The organism is Wolbachia endosymbiont (group A) of Therophilus tumidulus, from assembly GCF_964277345.1.
Classification (GTDB): domain Bacteria; phylum Pseudomonadota; class Alphaproteobacteria; order Rickettsiales; family Anaplasmataceae; genus Wolbachia; species Wolbachia pipientis.
Window position 1 is genome coordinate 1,306,135 of the sequence record NZ_OZ195515.1, and the last position, 20,472, is coordinate 1,326,606.

At 34.8% G+C, this 20,472-nt stretch carries 17 protein-coding genes, 2 tRNA genes and 1 pseudogene; 15 read left to right on the forward strand and 5 right to left on the reverse strand.

Annotated features, from left to right (window positions below):
• Positions 1-12: 12 nt before the first annotated feature.
• Positions 13-1,431: a metalloprotease TldD gene (tldD, locus tag ACICQD_RS06940; RefSeq protein ID WP_010962974.1), complete on the reverse strand. Its 1,419-nt coding sequence runs from the start codon at positions 1,429-1,431 to the stop codon at positions 13-15.
• A 62-nt stretch (positions 1,432-1,493) separates the two neighbouring features.
• Between tldD and ACICQD_RS06945 the strand changes: the two genes are divergently transcribed.
• From ACICQD_RS06945 to ACICQD_RS06955, 3 genes are all read left to right on the forward strand, one after another.
• Positions 1,494-1,578, forward strand: a tRNA-Leu gene (locus tag ACICQD_RS06945).
• A 70-nt stretch (positions 1,579-1,648) separates the two neighbouring features.
• Positions 1,649-2,146, forward strand: coding sequence for a hypothetical protein (locus ACICQD_RS06950; protein WP_010962975.1), 498 nt, complete (start codon positions 1,649-1,651; stop codon positions 2,144-2,146).
• A 216-nt stretch (positions 2,147-2,362) separates the two neighbouring features.
• Positions 2,363-3,189, forward strand: a protein-coding gene (locus tag ACICQD_RS06955; RefSeq protein ID WP_395461446.1) for an IS5 family transposase whose coding sequence is annotated in 2 segments (ribosomal slippage) — positions 2,363-2,750 and positions 2,750-3,189 — 828 coding nt in all. Because the reading frame shifts where the segments join, the coding sequence is not laid out codon by codon here.
• 130 nt (positions 3,190-3,319) lie between these two features.
• Here the strand turns inward: ACICQD_RS06955 and ACICQD_RS06960 are convergent.
• Together ACICQD_RS06960 and murJ are read right to left on the reverse strand one after the other, a co-directional pair.
• Complete coding sequence (locus ACICQD_RS06960; protein WP_395461784.1) at positions 3,320-5,863, reverse strand: AsmA-like C-terminal region-containing protein; 2,544 nt, start codon at positions 5,861-5,863, stop codon at positions 3,320-3,322.
• A 3-nt stretch (positions 5,864-5,866) separates the two neighbouring features.
• Positions 5,867-7,354 (reverse strand): murein biosynthesis integral membrane protein MurJ, encoded by a 1,488-nt coding sequence (gene murJ / locus ACICQD_RS06965; RefSeq protein WP_010962984.1) that lies wholly within the window; start codon positions 7,352-7,354, stop codon positions 5,867-5,869.
• 150 nt (positions 7,355-7,504) lie between these two features.
• On the opposite strand from murJ, the gene ACICQD_RS06970 reads away from it, so the two are divergent.
• The 12 genes and pseudogenes from ACICQD_RS06970 to ACICQD_RS07025 all read left to right on the forward strand — a co-directional run bounded on the left by ACICQD_RS06970 (position 7,505) and on the right by ACICQD_RS07025 (position 18,921).
• Positions 7,505-7,580 (forward strand) — tRNA-His (locus ACICQD_RS06970).
• Positions 7,581-7,767: 187 nt separating this feature from the next.
• Positions 7,768-9,690 (forward strand): tRNA uridine-5-carboxymethylaminomethyl(34) synthesis enzyme MnmG, encoded by a 1,923-nt coding sequence (mnmG, locus tag ACICQD_RS06975; protein WP_395461785.1) that lies wholly within the window; start codon positions 7,768-7,770, stop codon positions 9,688-9,690.
• 8 nt (positions 9,691-9,698) lie between these two features.
• Positions 9,699-11,367: pseudogene (locus tag ACICQD_RS06980) on the forward strand (M24 family metallopeptidase).
• A 121-nt stretch (positions 11,368-11,488) separates the two neighbouring features.
• Positions 11,489-11,854 (forward strand): hypothetical protein, encoded by a 366-nt coding sequence (locus ACICQD_RS06985; RefSeq protein WP_264373731.1) that lies wholly within the window; start codon positions 11,489-11,491, stop codon positions 11,852-11,854.
• 337 nt (positions 11,855-12,191) lie between these two features.
• Complete coding sequence (locus ACICQD_RS06990) at positions 12,192-12,836, forward strand: alpha/beta hydrolase (RefSeq protein ID WP_015589325.1); 645 nt, start codon at positions 12,192-12,194, stop codon at positions 12,834-12,836.
• A gap of 5 nt (positions 12,837-12,841) precedes the next feature.
• Positions 12,842-13,648: an SDR family oxidoreductase gene (locus ACICQD_RS06995; protein ID WP_209472450.1), complete on the forward strand. Its 807-nt coding sequence runs from the start codon at positions 12,842-12,844 to the stop codon at positions 13,646-13,648.
• A gap of 232 nt (positions 13,649-13,880) precedes the next feature.
• On the forward strand, positions 13,881-14,225 hold the full coding sequence (locus ACICQD_RS07000; protein WP_264373730.1) for a transposase: 345 nt from the start codon (positions 13,881-13,883) through the stop codon (positions 14,223-14,225).
• Between the two features lie 28 nt (positions 14,226-14,253).
• On the forward strand, positions 14,254-14,601 hold the full coding sequence (locus tag ACICQD_RS07005) for an IS3 family transposase (protein WP_082246251.1): 348 nt from the start codon (positions 14,254-14,256) through the stop codon (positions 14,599-14,601).
• Between the two features lie 3 nt (positions 14,602-14,604).
• Entirely contained in the window at positions 14,605-14,766 is a 162-nt protein-coding gene (locus tag ACICQD_RS07010; RefSeq protein ID WP_264373729.1) for a hypothetical protein, read from the forward strand.
• A complete protein-coding gene (locus ACICQD_RS07015) occupies positions 14,759-14,923 on the forward strand; it encodes an IS3 family transposase (protein ID WP_395461786.1) in 165 nt (54 codons plus the stop codon). Before ACICQD_RS07010 ends, ACICQD_RS07015 begins: the two co-directional genes overlap by 8 nt.
• Positions 14,924-15,137: 214 nt before the next feature.
• Positions 15,138-17,714 carry a DNA polymerase I gene (gene polA, locus ACICQD_RS07020; protein WP_395461787.1) on the forward strand — a complete coding sequence of 859 codons (2,577 nt, stop codon included), beginning with the start codon at positions 15,138-15,140 and terminating at the stop codon, positions 17,712-17,714.
• A 49-nt stretch (positions 17,715-17,763) separates the two neighbouring features.
• Positions 17,764-18,921 (forward strand): hypothetical protein, encoded by a 1,158-nt coding sequence (locus tag ACICQD_RS07025; RefSeq protein WP_395461788.1) that lies wholly within the window; start codon positions 17,764-17,766, stop codon positions 18,919-18,921.
• A 35-nt stretch (positions 18,922-18,956) separates the two neighbouring features.
• On the opposite strand, the gene ACICQD_RS07030 is transcribed toward ACICQD_RS07025, so the two are convergent.
• Positions 18,957-19,736, reverse strand: coding sequence for an exodeoxyribonuclease III (locus ACICQD_RS07030; protein ID WP_264373726.1), 780 nt, complete (start codon positions 19,734-19,736; stop codon positions 18,957-18,959).
• The gene (locus ACICQD_RS07035; RefSeq protein ID WP_395461789.1) at positions 19,736-20,443 is read right to left on the reverse strand and encodes a uroporphyrinogen-III synthase; all 708 of its coding nucleotides are present in this window, start codon (positions 20,441-20,443) and stop codon (positions 19,736-19,738) included. The genes ACICQD_RS07030 and ACICQD_RS07035 overlap by 1 nt, the downstream gene beginning before the upstream one ends.
• Positions 20,444-20,472 lie beyond the last annotated feature (29 nt).

Sequence of the window (20,472 nt, forward strand, 5' to 3'; positions counted from 1 at the left end):
TTTAGCCCTTATCTATATCTCAGTTCCACCAACAGTTATTGCGTCGACTTTGAGTGTCGGCTGACCAACTCCAACGGGCACATTTTGTCCATCTTTCGAGCATGTGCCAACACCAGGATCTAACTTTAAGTCATTACCAACCATAGATACTTTTTTCAACACTGTTGGACCGTCACCAATTAGTGTTGCTCCTTTTACTGGCTGTGTAATTTTGCCATTTTCTATTAGGTAAGCTTCCGAAGATGAAAAAACAAATTTTCCTGACGTTATATCAACCTGCCCACCACCGAAATTTACTGCATATAGACCTTTCTTTACGCTAGATATTATTTCCTTCGGTGTATACTTTCCGGGCAACATATAGGTGTTTGTCATGCGCGGCATAATAACTTCTTTATAACTTTCTCTTCTACCATTACCAGTTGGGCTTACACCCATGAGTTTAGCGTTCATATGATCCTGCATGTATCCTTTTAGGATCCCATCCTCTATCAATATATTATAACTGGGTGGAGTGCCTTCATCGTCTACGCTGATAGAGCCGCGCAAATTGGGCAGAGTTCCGTCATCAACTACTGTGATGTCACTAGCTGCTACTTGTTTACCCACAGAATTTGAAAATGCTGAGACTTTTTTGCGATTGAAGTCGCCCTCAAGTCCATGACCCACGGCTTCGTGTAACAATATTCCTGGCCAGCCTGGACCTAAAACGACTGTCATTTCTCCGGCTGGAGTTGGAATTGCTTCAAGATTTACCAGTGCTTGTTCTAACGCTTGGTTTGCAACTTCTTTCCACTTTTTCTCAGAAATAAACTTACTATAAGAGTCCCTTCCACCATGCCCTGCAGAACCTCTTTCGGTACGGCCATCTTTTTCTACAATGACTAGCACATTAAAACGTACCAGAGGCCTGATATCGCTTAATCTGTGATCACCCTTTATTATTTGTACAACTTGCCATTCTCCACTTAGAGTTATTTTTACTTGCTTCACGCAGTTATTTTTGGACCTTACATACTCATTAACCTCATTGAGTAGCTTAATCTTTGAATTCAGATCCATTTCATTTATAGGGTTAATCCTCGAATATAGGCTTTTTGTCTCTTCGTTTAAATTTATTGAATTTGTCTTGTTTAAAGACACTGAGCTTTTTACCATAGAAGCAGCATTACTAATTTCTTTTTCGCTGATCTCAGAAGAACAAACGAAAGATGTACTATCTTCACAAAAAGACCTTAAACCAAATCCCCTTCTAGTATTCAAGTCCATGTGTTTTAATATGTTATCCTCAAAAACCAGGGACTCCGACTGGCAAAATTCTAGAAACAGCTCACCACCATCGCTATTGCTCAAAGCGTTATTGACTATTTTATATACGTTATTAATATTAACATTGTTTTGAGCAAAAAATATTTGATCTAGATTTGGCATTACCTTTGAACTAAAAATTGTTTAAGTATATTATTTAACTTTAACATAGTAAACTATAAAAAGCCCGGGTGGCGGAATTGGTAGACGCGCTAGCTTCAGGTGCTAGTAACTTTTTAAGTTGTGGAAGTTCAAGTCTTCTCTCGGGCACTCTTAGCTTCCATATTGCTTATTGAATTAATTAATGTTATAATATAACATATTAGGTAATATTTATGCTATGTATGGTGAAAAAGATAAGTTAGCCTACAGAAAGAAGGTACGAACTTACTCGAAACGCTTAGTTACTACACTATCTACTATCTCTTTCATTGGATACATAGCGGCATTGGTCTTGAATATTCCTGTCTTAAGTCTGTATTTTAGTATTGCCGGCACTATATTCAGTGCACTTTCGTTTGCTTTAAATATATGGTCACTAAATGATCATTCCCGACAACAGAATCTTAATAAGAAATCTGGCATAAAAAACACTCCAGGACAAAAAAAGTTAACAAAGATCTATCTTGATATAGCATCCAGTGCTTCATTTCTAATAGGAGGTATTGCATCTATGTCGCTTTTTGAGTCTTCTGTTATTTATTTTGTTTCTACGCCTTTTTTTATTCTAGGCTGTGTTATTATGGCAGCTAATATCGTTCAAACTATGATTAGTGAACCACAGACAAAAAACGTCCTTGAGAATCTCTCTTCAAATACTGCAAGAGTACAAGCTTAAGTATTAACTTATTTAACTTATACAGGAATATTAGCTATATAATTCCACTGAAGGAAGCCATTCAAAAGAGTTCTATGTAATTAGCGTCAAAAAAGTGTAAGCAGAAATTGTGGGCTTATTGGGGTAGGAGCGCTTAGTACTCCTACTTCCACATCAATAGACTTCTTTCGAAACTAGGATAAAGCAGTAAAAATAGTAATTTTGAGGTAAGGAGAAATGAAGTATGAAATAGTGAAAGAGCTCGATAAAGGGGAGTTTCGTCGACTAACAGGAGTAAAGAGATCAACATTTAACAAAATGGTAGGGATTTTATGTGAAGAAAATAAAAAAAAGAAAGCCAAAGGAGGAAGGAAAAATAAGCTAAACGAGGAGAATATGCTGCTCATGGTATTAGAATACTTACGAGAATACCGTACATATTTTCACATAAGTCAAAGTTATGGAGTAAGTGAAAGTACGGCATATAAAACTGTAAAATGGGTAGAGGATACTCTAATACAACACCAAGATTTCGCATTGCCAGGACGAAAAGAACTCCTAAAAAGCGACGTGAAATATGAGATTTTGGTGATTGATGCAACGGAAACACCTGTAGAGAGACCAAAAAAAAGCAGAAAAGATTTTATTCAGGAAAGAAGAAAAAACATACGCTAAAAACACAAATAATTGCAGAAAAGAAGAGCAAGAAAATTATTTGTACGTCATTTTCAAACGGGAGAAAGCATGACTTTCGGCTTTTCAAGGAGTCAAAAGTGCATGTATCAGAAGGTATAAAAGTTTTAGCCGATGCTGGCTATAGAGGTTTTCAGAAAATTCACAAAAATGTCGAGTTGCCACACAGAAGGATGAAAAAGAGTCCCTTAATTAAGGAAAAAAAGGTAGAAAATCGGGAGCTAGCAAGCAAAAGAGTAGTAGTTGAGAATGTAATTGGTCTGTTAAAAAGATTCAAAATTATTGCAGACAGATACCGCAATCGGAGAAAACGTTTTGGCTTGAGATTCAATTTAATAGCAGGAATTCACAATTTTGAGCTGTCTATATGAGTTTCGAAAGAGGTCTAATGAAAAAAGAGAAGCTTTTGGCTTGCCACCGCTGCCGGGTGGTGATGAGTTAGGTTAAGTTTGTATCCGTTCAGATGAGTTCATTGTCCCCTAAACCGTACGCCTAAGTAAATCAACCATTTCTCTTGCTGACTAAAGCGGTGAAGATTTGGTCTACATCAAAACTCATCTTAGGACGCCAAATAGGGCCATCCAAATGCATATCGATATAGATTGGATTACTATAGCCTGGTGGAATGAAAAAGAACCTGAATATAGAAGCTAAAGCGAAGTTAGATAAGGTTAAATTAGAAGAGATCGACCCTGATGCTTGATCAATCCCGAACTGTAAACTAGTTGAACATATACCACTCTTAATACTTGCTTTTCCGCTAATATTTTCAAAAAATGTTTTACCGTTATATATATCAACATAAGCAAGTGTGGAAATTTCAGATTTATTCTTACTGCTTAACAAATTAGTGATAAATGAATTGAAATCTACATTAGTAACTTCTATTCCTTGCGCTTGTAAGTTTACATCTCCTGATAAGTTACTAGCCCAATCATGAAAACTTTTTCCTTGAGTTTTGATTTCACCATTTAAGCTTACCTGACCATTTACATTGTCAATTCCTATAACCTTACCAATCTTTTTAGTGTCCAAATTTACAATAGAAAACCTTGTATTTATTGAGTCTGATCTTAAATAACCCTGAAAAAACACTTGCCCGTGTTCTAATACGTAACTTGCCTGCCTGATAGTGATAGTGTTGTTTCTCATTACCGCATCCAAATTAAAATCTTTTAAAACATTCTGCTCGGTTTTAAATTCTGCAGTATTGATTTGCACATTTGCATCAAAGCCTTCTTTATCATCCAAAAAATCAAGCTGCTTTGTTGACCATTGAATTTGATCTATCTCATTTCTTGAACTTCTTTTCACTTCTACTAAATTCGGTAATTTAAAGATATTTCCATTAAATTTACTGCCCGTAAGGTTAACATCTAATAAAGGTTTGGCGTATTTTTGATCTGCTAATATTTTTGCATTACCGGTAATATCGAAATCTTCTCCAGATAGTTTTATTTTATCTGCAACTAGCTTACCTTTTTCCATTTTTAGCAAAAAATCCAAATTTTTAATTTTCGTATCATTCAATGTAAGGTTATTAACACTGGCCTTTATATTTGCATCATACTGAAAAATTTTCAGCCATTGCATTTTAGGTAAACTGCTAAATAATGAATGATCATATTTATCTGCATCAAGATTATGCATGCTAAATTCACCATTGATCGCATTGTGTTTTTTTGTGTGGCTTACTCTAATTGACCCTTGCAAGGATTCCTTATTATTTAGCAGTCTAATGTCTGAGATAGATAATATTCTTGGTGCAAGGTGCAGTTTAGAACTTAGTGTAAATTGATTTTTCTGGTTTTCTTTCATCTTTATAGAAGGGAAAAAACATGAAATGAATGACTCAAAATCATTTCCTTCGACTAATAAATCACCGTTGAATTCAGATAGGACATTATTGTTTGAGATCTCTCCTGATAAGTAAGATATATTATTGATTCCAGGAAATTTAAGAAGCGTATTAACTTTTACTTTGCCATCAGTGGATTTTAGTACAGCACGGAAATTGTCCAATATTTTGTTTTGATATTGAATGTTAGAAGCTTCCATATTAAAATTTAAGCTCAAGTTCTTTGGCACAACTGCTCTAAAACATTCCAGAAGATCCTTCATATTCATTGTTCTTTGTGAATCATTTTGTATGGAATCTAAATCAACTTTACTGAAGCTAATATTGAAATTAGTGTGATTGCCTTTTCTATCATTTTGTATTGTACCGCTGGCTTGCATGCTTTTGGAATCAATTTTTAAGTCAGTTGCCGTAAACTCACTTTCATTAAGACTTATATTGGATGATATCTTGATATTTTCGCTAGGAATAACACAAGAGAGAAAGCTAAGATTAATGATTTTTGCTAAATCACTCACAGAACCGGAACTGTTATTAATTGTTAATGTTAAATTACCCTGGAGTTCTTCTTGATTTCTATTACCTGTAAATAGCAAATTTACAAAATTTGATTCAACACTAATGTGTACATTCCTTTTTGTGATATTAACCTTTCCTGAAAAATCGTAATTATTATCACCTACCTTTACTTTACCAAAAAACTGCTTATTTTTTTTTACAGCAACTTCCTTTATGTTAACAATATCAGCGAAATCATTCTTGAAACTTACTTGGCTGTCTTTTATTACTATATCGACTGTGTTACCACTGGCGTTTGTATTTATAATATTAAGTAAATTTTCTTTGTTGCTTTTCATGCCAAACAATGTGATTGACTTTGGTTGCAACGAAAATAAAAACAACGATAGGAACGATGGCCTTATTTCAATTTTTCTTACACTAATTAAATCTGACAACTTTTGCTCTTTATTTTCGTTGTATTGTACGTATACATTATAAATAGTGAGCTTTGGGGTAATCAACGAAACTTTAATTTTTCCCCCAATATGCACTTTAGCATCATACGTCTTCTCTAACTCTTTTATGATATATTTCCTGTAGCCACTCCAATCCTTAAAAGTTGCAGCAACATGCATGAGAATTAATAGCAGTGAGATTGATAATATAGCATATAAAGAAAGTCTCATAATTTACACATGCTTAAAGTTTCCCTTAAATATTAAATAGAGAATACCAAAATAAACAATAACACTCAAAGCTATTAAAGTCGTTAAATAAACAATACGAGCCAACATTTTATCAAAAAATAATCCTGCCAACAAAGAATTAAAAATATAAAGGGCTATTGACATGACTGCCGTTGCTACAAAAATTTTCATGACATTTAACAATAACGCTTGGCTAACCTTATACATTTTATTTATTGTTAAATAACTAATTAATAGAATAGAGTTTATCCAAGTGGAAACGGAAGTAGCAATAGCAATCCCCGTATGCTGATACTCGTTCATTAACAAAAGGTTTAGCACTACATTAATTCCAAGACACATTAGCGAAAATATGGTTGGTATTTTCAGATTGCCTTTAGCAAAAAATGTAGGTAGCAATACTTTATTTATAATAAATGCAGGTAAAGAAAGAGAAAATGCTATTAAAGTGGGAACAGTTTGCTGCACTGCATAATGATCAAACCGGCCGTAAGAAAAAAGCGTAAGTAAAATTATGTCGGGAATAATGATAAAGGCAGCAGTTGTTGGCATAATTAACATTAATCCTATGTTGAGAGCCTTGTTCTGTATTTTGACTATATTTTCAGTATTATCCACCTGTTTTGAAATTAAAGGAAGAAGCACTGTACCAATTGCAGTACCGATTATTCCCTGCGGTAGTTGATTTAGTCTATCGGCATAATATATATAGGACACCGCATTTGGTATAAAACTCGCCATGATTGTATCAATCCATAAGCTTATTTGAGTTACACAATTGTTGATAATTGCAGGTATCACACGCTTAAAAAATAACCTTACTTCATTGCTTAATTCAAGGCTAAAAGAAAAAGCTGCCTTTAACTTGTATGCACTAAATAGTATCAAAAGTAGCTGGAAAATTCCTCCTATAAGGACAGCTATAGAAAGGTTGTGCGCTGGAGTTTTTACGTAAGGCACAAACAAACTGATGATTAAACAGAGATTCAAAACGATTGGTGCAATAGCTGTTGAAGCAAAATGCTGCTTTACTTGCAGCATTCCACCAATAAGTGATGCAATTGAAACAAAGATTATGTAGGGCATCATAATTCTTGATAAAGTAACAGTAAGGGTAAACTTACTTTGGTCAAATCCAGGAGCAAAAATTTGAATCATATAAGGGGAGAAAGTTTGCATGATAAGGCAAAAAATTACTAAGATAATAAACGTAATGGATATTACACTACTTGCAAAATTAAATGCCTTTTTATTATCATATGATTCTGTCGAATATAATGGTATGAATGAGGTAGTGAACGCTCCTTCTGCAAAAAATGCTCGAAATAGATTGGCAAAACGAAACGAAGAAAAAAATATGTCTGCAAGAGAGTTCGCACCAATAACCGTAGCAATCAATACATCTCTTATTAACCCTGAGATCCTTGAAATAGCCGTAAAAAAACTAAATGTGAAAATACTTTTAAACATACCACTATTTCATTAGTGTCAATACAATTAACTATAATGGTAAAAGTATCAATGAAAATATTTATTGGCTAAACTTAAAACCCTCTGCAAAAAGAGAGTTAAATAATCAATTGACTATTTGCGCTCTTATGTTAGAAATTTTATATCTTGGCGGGCGTAGCTCAGTTGGTAGAGCGTCAGTTTGTGGTACTGAATGTCGCCAGTTCGATCCTGGTCGCTCGCCCCACTAAAACCCGATAATTTGAAAAACCGTCATCCCGCTGCTTGTTAGCGGGATCTAGAGATACCGTGACGGTATGACGTGAGTTAGCTATACATTGGCCACTGATGATTGAAATAGTTAATTACTGTAAAATTTGACATTAACCGCTAATAGTTAGAATATTAGTAGAGTAAGAATTACTCAAGAAGGCATGCATAAATATGATGTAGTAGTAGTAGGTGGTGGTCATGCAGGGTGCGAAGCTGCTGCTGCTGCTGCTCGCCTTGGTGCAAACACGCTGCTTATAACTCATAAAATTTCAACTATAGGGGAAATGTCCTGCAATCCAGCAATCGGAGGAGTTGCAAAGGGCGTTGTAGTCAGGGAAGTTGACGCTCTTGATGGAATAATGGGAAGAGCAATCGATCAAGCAAGTATACACTCAGTCATTTTAAATAGCAGCAGAGGTGCAGCAGTATGGGGCCCGCGTGCACAGGCAGACCGAAAATTATACAAGCAAGCAATACAGGAAATTATTCTAAATTATAATAATTTGACGGTAAAAGAAGAGTCGGTTGACGATTTTCTTATAGAGAGTAATAACAATGGAGAATTGTGCATTAAAGCTGTAATAACAAGCTCAGGGGAGCATATACTGACAAGTAAAGTCGTTCTAACTACAGGGACTTTTCTGCGGGGTGTGATTCATATAGGAGAGCAGGTAACTCCTTCAGGGAGAATGGGAGATAAGCCTGCCGTAGAACTTGCAAATACGTTGAAGAAATATAATTTTAAATTAGGTAGATTGCGTACTGGAACTCCACCGAGGCTTGATCGTGGCACTATAAACTGGTCAATATTGCAAGAACAAGTGGGTGATAATCCACCTGTGCCATTTTCTTATCTCACAGAAAAAATTAACCAACCTCAGGTATCATGCTTTATTACCCATACTAATGAAAACACGCATAAAATAATCAGAGAAAATCTTCACAGATCAGCTTCTTCATATTTAGATGACATTGTTGCACCAAGATACTGCCCATCCATTGAAACTAAGGTTAAAAAATTCGCAGAAAAAAGTAGTCATCAAATATTTTTAGAACCAGAGGGCTTGAATGATGATACTATATACCCGAACGGAATTTCAAATTCATTGCCTATTGAAGTGCAGTGTGAAATGATAAAGAGTATCAAGGGACTTGAAAATGCAGAAATACTAAGACCTGGATATGCAGTTGAGTATGACTATATTGATCCACGAGAACTAAGCCATACTCTTGAAACTAAGAAAATTAAAGGCCTATATTTTGCTGGCCAAATTAATGGCACTACTGGATATGAAGAAGCAGCAGGGCAAGGAATTATTGCCGGAATTAATGCAGCACTCTCTGCATCTGAAAAAAAAGAAAGCTTTGTTCTTCATCGCACAGACTCATATATCGGCGTAATGATAGATGATCTAGTCACCAAAGGGGTGATCGAACCTTATAGATTATTTACCTCACGTGCAGAATATAGGCTAGCTATCAGGTCAGACAATGCAGATAGAAGATTAACACAAAAAGGTTATGATATTTCCCTTGTTTCGCATGAGAGATACTCTGTTTTACAGAATAAACTTGAATCCATTAAGCAGCTTGAAGAGAAGTTAGGGAGTCTGACGATTACTCCTGAGCAGCTTAGGTCTTATGGTATCAAAATATCTTATGATGGGATAAGAAAAACGGCACTAGATTTACTTAGCTATCCAAACATCGACTGGAATAAATTACAAGAAATATGGCCGGAGTTAAGCAGCATCACGCGCTGGGATGGCACCGCAATGGGTAGCATAACTAAGAATGAAATATGCGAAGCGGTTGAAATTGAAGCAAAATACAAACCTTATCTAATAAGACAAGAAGCGGATATGAAGTTTTTACGAGAGGAAATTAACACTCAAATTCCAATTGATTTTAACTATTCACAAGTTAAAGGCCTGTCAAGTGAAGTAATAGAAAAGTTGCAGACGATAAAACCAGCGACGATTGGCATTGCAAAGCAAATACAAGGCATCACTCCTGCAGCGATAGTGAGCATATTAGTGTATTTGAGAAACAGGAAAACGAAAGTGGCTGCTAATTTTGTATGAGGTGTTCTATGTCAAAAATCGAAGAATTTCGTTCTTTTATGCACGAGATAAACGTTGATGCATTTATGTTGCATACTAAAGATGAATATTTAAATGAGTATTCAGAGGAGCTAACAAAGCTGTGTGGCTTTACAGGAACAAATGGGCTACTTATCGTTACAAAAGACAACAAGTGCCCATTTTTTACGGATGGACGCTATATCACACAAGCTCGCAATCAGCTCGATCGGGGCAATTTTCAAGTATATAATATACAAGAAGAGGATCCACGCGAATGGATAAAAGCAAACTTAACATCGACTGCCTCACTAGGTTATTATTTGCAATATTTTACCATAGAAGATATAAGAAAGTATGAGAATATCTGTAAATTAATACCCTGTTTAGCTGGAAAAAAAAAGTGACTGTCGAAAACAAGCAGTGGTTTTACATTCTATTGAATATGCTGGTGAAAGTAGTAAGGACAAATGTGAAAAAGTCGCTAAAAGTATAGATAAAGAAGCTGAAGCAGTGCTTTTAACTGATCCAAATTCAATTTCGTGGTTATTAAATTTAAGAAATGAAAATGCTAAATATACTCCATGTATATTGGGCCGTGCTATATTGTATAAAAGCGGTAATGTTGGTTTGTTTATTCAAGATAAAGAACATTCAACTATAGAAGCAAATTTAGGCAATCATATAAATATTTTTGATATTAGTGAGCTAGAAAATTCGCTGCACAAGCTAAATTCAATAGTCATGGATCCAAGCACAACTCCAATGAGTATCATGGCTGTAATAAAAGATAAACAGGTAGCTGAGAGAGAAGATCCTTGTCTAATTTATAAAGCAGCAAAAAACCAAACTGAAATAGCTGGGGCTATAAATGCGCATATCAGAGATGGAGTGGCAGTTACAAATTTTCTATATTGGCTTGAAAATAATGTTGGTACAGAACTTGAAGCTGAAGAAAAGATTTTAGAATACAGAAAAGAGCAGAATTTGTTTAAGCAACTAAGTTTTCCAATAATTTCAGCATTTAATGAGAATGGGGCAATAATTCACTATCGTGCAAGCAGTAAGACGAATAAAGTAATTCAGAAAGATGGACTGTATTTGATTGACTCTGGTGGCCAGTACCTTGACGGCACAACTGATGTGACAAGAACTGTAGCAATTGGCAATCCAACTGATGAACAAATAACCCACTATACAATAGTACTCAAAGCTCACATTGCTATAGCAAGTGTCATCTTTCCTCCTGGCACTACTGGTGGAGAATTGGATATATTAGCACGTACGCATTTATGGAAATTTGGAATGGACTATATGCATGGTACAGGGCATGGAGTAGGAAGTTACCTATCAGTACACGAAGGACCACAAGCAATATCAAAAAGTAATAAAGTGAAACTCACGCCAGGGATGATACTTTCCAACGAACCTGGCTATTACATTCCGGGAGAGTATGGAATAAGAATTGAAAATCTGATATATGTTGACAGGCAAGAAAACGGCTTCTTAAACTTTAAACAACTGACCTCTATTCCATATGATAGAAGACTAATAAATGTGCAAATGCTTACTAAGGATGAAATTGAATGGATAAATGGCTACCATCAATTTGTCTATAAAAACTTAGAAAATAGCGTAAAAGATAAGGAATGGTTAAAGAAGGTATGTGACCCTTTATAAGCAAAGGAGCATTTTTTATTATTTAAAAAGTATTAATGCAATTGTGACAGGTATTTTGTATTGTTTTTAATTTTAAAATAATATATAATAAAGAACACGTATTTTTAGGTAGGTTATAATTATGATAGACAAAGGGCAAGAAGATGAATTTATGAAGCAGTATATGGATACTTGCAAAGAGCAAATAGAAAAATTAGCCAAGGATCCTGAATTGCTTAATCAGACTTTAAAACCACTTATGCAAATGTCTCAGCAGCTTATGGCTGGTGGTATGTTAGAAGGGGCTATGCCTGGCATGATACCTGATTTGGGCAGTATGGATGTTAACAAGATGATTGCTCAGATGAAGGAAATGATTGACTACATAAGAGGTAACTATAAGGAACTAATGAAAGAGCACAGCTCGCAGATTCAAGAGCTTGATGAATCCAGTAAAAAGCTAAGAGGCTTAGTTAAAAAATTGATAGAAAAGATCGAAAGTAAGTAAATAACATCTGGATTTCTGTCATTCTATATACAACTTTCTAGTTGGACGGTAAGTCGAGGTCAATTATTGATGCCATGAAAGTAGCTGACACTGGTTCCTTTATGACGGCAGTGCCCAGAGGTGTCATCCCAGTGCTTGACACTGGAATCCAGGAAACTTAACTTTACACCAGGTAATAAGAACTGGATTCCAGTGTCAGCTACTTTCATCTGCCACGCGAATTGCCTGCAAATTGCAATGTTCATACAGTTATGAGCTAGTGTACATAATTGCACATGGGTTTTTACAAATTTGAAAATTAGTGTTAAATAAAAATATAAATGCAAAAGGAAAAGAAATGATTGAACTTAAAGGCCCAGAAATTTGTGCAGGCGGAAATAAGAAAAATTTGATTATTTTTTTACATGGTTGGGGCTCAAGTGGCGATAATTTCATTCACCTTGCTAAAGTTATGAGCAAGTTTTTACTGGGTTCATATTTTGCAGTACCCAATGCTCCGTTTGAAAGAGAAATAGGTGATGGTTATCAGTGGTTCAGCTTGGAAGATCGTAGTGAGGAAGCGCTATATAATGGAGTAAAAAATGCTACATCAATTGTAAATCATTTCATTGATACAAAATTAAAGGAGCTTAATTTAAAAGATACGCAACTTTCTTTAGTTGGATTTTCTCAAGGAGCAATGCTTGCAATACATACAGCTCTCACCCGCTCTCAATCCTGTGCATCAGTTGTTGCATACTCTGGTAGATTTCTTTCACCTTCAAAAACTGCACCAGAGATCAAGTCAAAACCTAACATATGTGTTATCCATGGTGATGCTGACGACGTGGTACCTTTTTCGTCCCTCGACTTAGCGGTTAAAGCTCTGAAAGAAAATGGAGTAAATGTTGAAGGACACCCAATTCATGCATTAGGGCATATTATTAATGAAGAGGGAATAAAATTAGGAGTAGAATTTATCAAGAAGAATTTTAAAAATTAATTTTCATGCACTTGTTTTGCTTTGGTTATGGATATGTAGCTAAATTTTTATCGAAAAAATTACTGAACTTAGGTTGGAAAGTCAGTGGCACATCAAGAAGTAAAGATATACAAAATGTAATCCTCTTTAATTATGAGAAGGTTAGCCAAGATCTGCTTAAAAGCGCAACGCACGTTTTAATTTCTATTCCTCCAGATGGTGATGATGTTGTGGAGAGATACGGTGATTGCCTGCAAAATGTTAAATGGTTTGGTTATTTGTCTGCAACTAGCGTCTATGGTGATCACTCTGGTAATTGGGTGAATGAGGAATCTGAAACAAAACCTATAGAAATCAGAGGAGAAAAGCGCCTTAGATCTGAAAGGAAGTGGCTGAATAGCAGATTGCCTGTACATATTTTTCGTTTAGCTGGAATATACGGTCCTGGTAGGAACGTGTTAATTGACTTGCAGCTTAGCAAAGCAAGAAATGTGAAAAAAGAAGGGCATTTTTTTTCTCGTATTCACGTTGAAGATATATCGAATATTTTATTTTCTTCCATGCAAAACATAAAACCTGGTGAAATATACAATTGTGCAGACGATTTACCCACTACACAATCTGAAGTGATAATGTATGCAGCCAAACTTCTCAATGTTAGCCCTCCAGAGCCAATTGAGTTACCAGATTATGCACAGAGTTTTTATTTAGGATCAAAAAGAGTAAGTAATGTTAAAATTAAAAAAGATCTTAATGTCTCTCTAATTTATCCTAACTACAAGGTGGGATTAGAGAGTTTGCATGTAAAAAAAACTGAAATCACATCAGAATGATAGATAGGCTTATTGTCACTGCCATTAAGTTAAGGAAAGAATGGTTAAAAACTGAACTAAAAAGTCAGAAATAATTAAGGATTTATGACAAATGCTGAAACAGAATAGAGTAAACTTTAAAGCAGATAAACTCTGAAGTGTAAATTACTTAAGAAATAGTGACCTTACCCAGAAAAAGTGGAGAGAAAGAAAAGAGTTTTTTCGGGTAAAATAAAATTTTGGAGGATTAGAAATGGTAAGAGAATATACGGCAGAATTCAAATTGGAAGCTGTTAAACTGGCAAATGAACAAAGAAAGGCAGGTCAAACAATTACAAAAATAGCAAGAGATTTAGGAATAAAGGGTGGTTTATTAGGAAAATGGATAAAGAAACACAACGAAAAAAAGTCGGCGGCAAATGCATTTCCAGATGTAGCACCTTATGACAAAGAGAGGTTTGATTTACAAAGCAAGAGTAACAAGGGAAAGAGACATTTAAAAAAAAGCCCTGGCCAGTCAAAAAGAGTAAAATATTTTTTCATAAAAGAGCATAGTAAACACTATAAAGTACAGGAATTATGTAGGATTTTCTGCTAGTGGCTACTATAAGTGGACCACAAGAAAAATAAGCAGTAGAGAATCAGCAAATAAAGAGCTACTCGAAGCTATTCAAAAAATATATCAAGTTTCTAAATGTAGATATGGAGCTCCTAAAATTCATGCTGAATTAAAGGCTTTGGGTAAAAGTTGCAATTTGAAAACGGTGCAAAGTATTATGCAGAAAAATGACATCAGGGCTATACTGAGAAGAAAGTTTAAAATTAAAAAACAACAAACAGATAATAGAGCTGTAGCTCCCAATATACTAGATCAAAACTTTATTGTTGATCAACCAAATAAAGTATGGGATTACTTACATCAAAACCAAGGAGGGATGGCTATATTTGGCAGCAATAATTCTCACGTATGGTAGTTAATGAGTAGTGCAATAAATAAACAATTGGTTATGAACTCTTTATTAATGGCCATTAATAGGCGTAAACCTGTTAAAAATCTACTGCTGCACAGTGACCAAGGTTCACAATATACTTTGCAAGGTTATCAATATCTCTTAGCTGTAAAGAATATAGATGAGTAATAAAGGCTGTTGTTACGACAATTCTGTTGCAGAAAGCTTCTTTAGCTCATTGAAAAGAGAAATACTTATTGATACTTCACAACACTCTGCTCAACAAACTAGAACTGCAATATTTAAATACATAGAAATTTTTTATAACAAACAACGTCACTATTAACTATTGCATTCCAGAACAATTTGATGCATCATTCTTTTTGTAAAAAACATTCCACACTTTCTCTCCACTTTTTCTGGGTAAGGTCATATGTGTACATCCCCATCATGAATGCTATTTTCGGTAAAATCTCTTACAACGCTCAAAAGCAGAAAAACAAAAACTTGATTTTCTCAGCTAAATAGTGGACCATCAAAAGCACGCATAAATATCTACAATGAAAGAAAAAACTTTCACAATCATCGATGGCTATGGTTTTCTTTTCAGAGCTTACTATGTACTACCTCACTTAATTACCACAACAGGAATGCCAATAGGTGGTGTATATGGCTTTCTGAATATGGTTCTTAAGTACATTGCCCATTCGGACTACTTAACTATAGCACTTGATGCAGGGAAAAAGAATTTTAGGCACAATTTATATCCTGAGTACAAAGCGAACAGAGTAACGCCTCCTGAGGATCTAACTCCACAGTTCACCATACTGAGGGAAGCGGTAGAAGCTTTTAACCTCAGCTATGAAGAGATTGAAGGTTATGAAGCAGATGATATAATTGCAACACTAGCTGCAAAATACGCCAACCACCAAGACTTTAAAGTGGTAGTCGTTTCATCAGATAAAGATTTGTTCCAGCTTTTGAATTACAATATTCTAATATTTGATCCTATTAAAAATATATACATAGATGAAAAACAAATAGTAGAAAAATTTGGTGTAAATTCAAACAAGCTTCTTGATTTATTTTCTCTAACTGGTGATGCATCTGACAACATTCCAGGCGTTCCGGGAATAGGTCCGAAGACTGCAGCTAAATTACTGGATGAATTTGATTCATTGAATAATATTATAGAGAACATTGATAATATCGAGCAAACGAGGATTCGTAATATTCTCACCGAACATAAGGAAAAAGCTCTAATTTCAAGAGAACTTTTATCACTATGCGAAAAAGTAGACCTTCAACATGATATTGCAAAATATGAAGTCCATTCTCCAAATATGGAAAAACTATTATCCTTTTTAAAGAAGTATGAATTCAATTCCTTAATAGGGAAAGTGGAAAAGCTTTTTTCCTATAATGGGTCTAGCACAAAAGAGAAAATAGAATATAGTAGTGAAGAGTTAGAGAAATTTTTGGAGCATTGTAGATATGAAGGCAAAATTGCAATTCATTACCACCTTGAAAACAATGTATTAAGTCTATCTTATAGCGAAAGTAATATTTTTTATATAGAGCAAGACAGCATACAAGATGCACTCATTATAATTAACTTAACTTTGCTCTCAAATGGAGTGCTTAAAATAATACATAACATTAAAGAAATCAGGAAAATCTTCCCTGCAATAGAGAAGATGTTAGATTCAGTTGATGATTTGATGATAATGTCGTATAGCTTGGATACAGGAAAGCATGATCACAGTATTCCAAACATAGTTGCGCATAATTTGAGTGAAAATGCAGAAATTTTCTCGGCAAAAACTTTAATAGCAATTCATGAAAAGCTAAAGCAAAGGTTATTTCAGGAAAAATTGCTCACAATTTACGAGCGCTTCGATAAGCCACTTATGAAAGTAATATTTGATATGGAGAAAAATGGGATATTACTGAACATACAAAAATTACAGGAGCTGTCCGATAAATTTCAGCAGGTAATTGCCGTGCTTGAAGATGAGATATATAATTTGGCAGGAGAAAGATTTAATATTGCTTCGCCAAAACAATTAAGTGATGTTTTATTCAACAAAATGGGGCTTAATAAAAAGAAAAAGTCAAAAAAATCTGGATCGTATAGCACCAATTATGAAGTTCTAGAGGCACTCGAAGAAGAAGGGGTAGAAATCGCAAGTAAAATTCTAAATTGGCGACATTTAAGTAAATTAAAAGGCACCTACACTGATGCATTAATAAAGCAAGTTGATCCACTTGATGGTAGAATACACACAAGCTTTTCAACGACTGCAACTGCAACTGGAAGGCTGAGCTCCAGCAATCCTAATTTACAGAATATTCCTATCAGAAGCGAAGAGGGAAATCTTATCAGACAAGCATTTATTGCGCCAAAAGGGCATAAGATAATTTCTGCTGACTATTCGCAAATAGAATTAAGACTCCTGGCACACGTTGCAAACGTTGCAGCATTTAAAGAAGCTTTTGCAAACGGACAAGATATTCATGAGATCACCGCAAGGCAAGTTTTTGGAGTGCAAGAAATAGATGAGCAATTAAGACGCAAAGCAAAATCCATCAATTTTGGAATTATATATGGCATTAGCCCATTTGGTCTTGCAAAGCGGCTTGGAATTACCATTGCGGAAGCTGCTGAATACATTAATTACTATTTTTCCTGTTACCCAGAAATAAAGGCCTATATGGAAAAAACAGTGTCTATCGCAAGATTGCATGGTTATGTAGAAACTTTGTTTGGCAGGAGATGCTTTGTAAGAGACATAAACAATACAATTCCTTATATAAGACAATTTGCAGAAAGGGCAGCAATAAACGCACCACTGCAAGGAACCGCTGCTGATATAATAAAACGTGCGACAATTCAGCTTTTTGACCAATTAAAAGTAGGTAAAATAATCCTCCAGGTTCACGATGAACTACTGGTTGAAGTAGAAGACGAAAAGGTACAAGAAACAGCAAAACTTATGAAAGATATAATGGAAAATGCAATAGAAATTTCTGTACCACTTGAAGTAGAAATAAAAGTTGGCGACAACTGGGGTCTAAATTCCCTTAATTATGACTTAAACATCGTGAATTCTAGGAGTATAAATCATTTGAACTAATACGAAAAATATGTTAGAATAGAACATAGCAAATGCAAATAGGTCAGCCATGATAGGCCCACAAGTAAAAAGTTCAAAACCTCCAAAGTTACCTACTCAGGTAACTAACAAAGATGAGAAAGTTTTTAAATTTGAAAAAGAGAAACATCAGTTAATCTATCGTACTTTCCTAGATATTTTTAAAAATCCAGAAAAACTAGAAGAGCAAACGAAACAGGAAATAGAAAAGAAGGAACAGGAAATAGAAAAGAAGAAACAGAAATTGAAAGAAAAACAAAAATTACAGAGTGATCTGAAGTCATTAAAGGAACGGTTACCTCGATTACAGGATGAAAATGAAAAGAAAATTTTTACTTTTGTATTTGAGAATAGTGGAAAGATATTCAACAATGTCAAGCTAGAAGATGTAGAACCACTCAGTGAAGAGAATTTTTCTCAGTTTTTACTTTCTGTGTTTAAAGAAATTAGGGAGCAAGGCTTAGCTAGAGAAGAGAAATTAAATGATGATAAAATACGACAAATAATAACCAAGTGTGTAGCTGATATAAGGGGTACAGAAGCTAAAGATTCATCCATAAAGTTCGTATTGGAAATGCCGCTGCTGCTAATTGGAGGGATCAAAATAGACCCGAAAAATATTTCTGGCTCCTTTATGGATGGGGTGAAAGAAAAAATACCATTCTTAGGTAAAGACAAAAAAGAGGAAGATGAACCACCACTTAGTGATGAAGAGATGGTAAAAACGTTCTTACGTAAATCTTTATTTCCTATTACTCTTTTTGCTTTTTCAGCATTAATATTTGGCACTGGCCCAATTGCATTAGCAGTTAGTGGTGGTCTCCTTGTATGGACTGAAGTAAGTACAATCAAAAGTCTTTTTTCAAATAACAAAAAAGGTACTTTGTATGACCCTAGCTCACAAGATAAAGATGATACAGAAAAGAGAGCAAAACTGAATGGAAAAATTCTCGAGGGCATTGATGATATTTTAAAAACCCCAGTTACAGAAGTTGAGAAAGGTACCTCTGTTTCTGAACAAATTTCCCAAGGAAAAGAAAAGAGTGAAAAACAACCTGTTCCTGAGCAAATTTCCCAGGAAAACAACAGGGGAAACGAAGAAAGCAAACAGCAAGATCAACCTTGGACAAGAAAGGAAAACGAACGAAAGGAAGAAAACACAAGCAACAAACAAGCAGGGATTACCTAGGTTTGCCAAAAGTGAGTTGTGTAAGAGGTCTACTATTATTCTATAGCATATACAACAGGAGTATGGTCAGACGGATTTTCTAGCTTACGCAATCTATCATCTATGTAGCATGTTTCCAATTTATCTACAGCTTGTGGTGATAACAGCATATAATCTATGCGCATTCCTTGATTATTTCTGAGTGAATTGCCTTGATAATGCCACCAAGTGAATTGTTGCAAATTTGGGTGAGATATTCTAAACGCATCTTTAAACCCAAGATTCAAGATCGCTCTTAACTTCTCACGTTCTCTTATATGAAAGCACACTTGGCCATTCAATAAGTTTGAATCAAAGACATCAATTTCATCCGGTGCAACATTATAATCGCCAGCTATAATAGTTAACTCTTCATTCTTTAACAAAGTGCTCATCCTTTCGTATAGATTATCAAAAAACTTGAGTTTATATTCAAATGCTTGAGAGTCCGGGCTTTGACCGTTTGGAACGTATACACTTCCCACCCTTACCTTCTGATTATTGTGCTTTATTATGCACTCTATATAACGCGCTTCTTGATAACCTTCTACGATATCAATCTTAAACTTCTCCAGTATCGGATATTTAGATAAAACACAAACGCCATTTCTTGCAACTTGTCCATAGACAGCACATTCATATCCCAGCTTCTCTATCTCTGCATAAGGAAATTGCTCTTCCATACATTTTATCTCTTGCAGCAAAATTATATCTATCTGACTATCAACTATAAAACTACAAAGTTGGTTAACTCTTTTACGTATGGAGTTTACATTCCAAGTTGCAATCTTTAGCATCAACAATCCTTATTAATTATATCAATTAAACTCTCCCCAGTAGGCAACCTCGATGTTATAATTTTTTTCCATTTGATTAACTTTAAACTATCAGCAATGTTTTTACTCATGGTATATGCAACTGCATTATTCATCACATGAGATAACCCACTTTTTAGAACTAATGAACAAAATACCCTTGCTGTCTGTGAGGAAAAAAAAGCAACACTACCAATTTTACCATCCAACAGTAAATTTTTACACCTATTAGTTAGACTCCTTTTAATGATTGTTTTATAGAGTACAACTTCTCTTACGTTAAAATCTTCTTCAGATAATCTCTTTTTTAGGTCACATGATACTTCTTGTCCTCTTATATATAAGAACTTTATTGCACTTGAATAGTGAGCTTTTATGAATGATATCAGACCATCAACGTTGCTGTCTGCTGAGATTATATCAGAAAATCCCAAATTTTTTGCAGCCTGCATGGTTGAATTACCAACTGTAATAATCGGAAAGTCATCCTCTTTGCATATTTGACTAAGAGCCTTTACACTGTTTTTACTTGTAGATATCACAACGTCAAATTCGTACGCAGATATATCAGGATTTAAGTACTTTATTGTGAATACTGGTTCTATAAAAACTTTGTATCCATACTTTCTCAATATATTTCTTGTATTGAACGAGTCCAATAAAGGCCTCGTTAATAAAATAGACTTCATTCTGATTTATTTCACTACTAGTAAAATAG